At 46.7% G+C, this 674-nt stretch carries 1 protein-coding gene; it reads right to left on the reverse strand.

Going from position 1 to position 674, the window contains the following annotated elements; translation table 11 throughout:
* On the reverse strand, nt 1–674 hold a 674-nt coding region (locus tag EA772_RS21990; RefSeq protein WP_305790858.1), incomplete at both ends, for an MBG domain-containing protein.

Raw genomic sequence — 674 nt, forward strand, 5'->3', positions numbered from 1 at the left:
TTGCCTTAATGAAAGCGTACCCCTATTGATTGCATACGTACCCACGTTTTCGCCTGGTACCCTAGCGAGTGAACCAGTGAAATTATCACCTGTAGCCAGTGCCGGAGCAAAGGTATAGGTCAAAGCAGGATCAGCATCACCAAAGGTTTTGCCTTTCGCTGCCGCTGTTACCGTAATGGTTTTCGCTGCAATTGTTAAGTCAGCACCAACATAAGTCAACGCGTAGTTATTGCTTAATGAAAGCGTACCCCTATTGATCGCATAGGTACCTACGTTTTCACCAGGTACTCTTACCAGTGAACCCGTGAAAGTATCACCTGTAGCCAGTGCCGGAGCAAAGGTATAGGTCAAAGCAGGATCAGCATCACCAAAGGTTTTGCCCTTCGCTGCCGCTGTTACCGTAATGGTTTTCGCTGCAATGGTTAAGTCAGCACCAACATAAGTCAATGCATAGTTATTGCTTAATGAAAGCGTACCCCTATTGATTCCATAAGTGCCTACGTTTTCGCCTGGTACTCTTACCAGTGAACCAGTGAAAGTATCACCTGTAGCCAGTGCCGGAGCAAAGGTATAGGTCAACGCAGGATCAGCATCACCAAAGGTTTTGCCTTTCGCTGCCGCTGTTACCGTAATGGTTTTCGCTGCAATCGTTAAGTCAGCACCAACATAAGTAA

The sequence above is a fragment of the Pedobacter sp. G11 genome (assembly GCF_003860265.1).
In the GTDB taxonomy this organism is placed as follows: domain Bacteria; phylum Bacteroidota; class Bacteroidia; order Sphingobacteriales; family Sphingobacteriaceae; genus Pedobacter; species Pedobacter agri.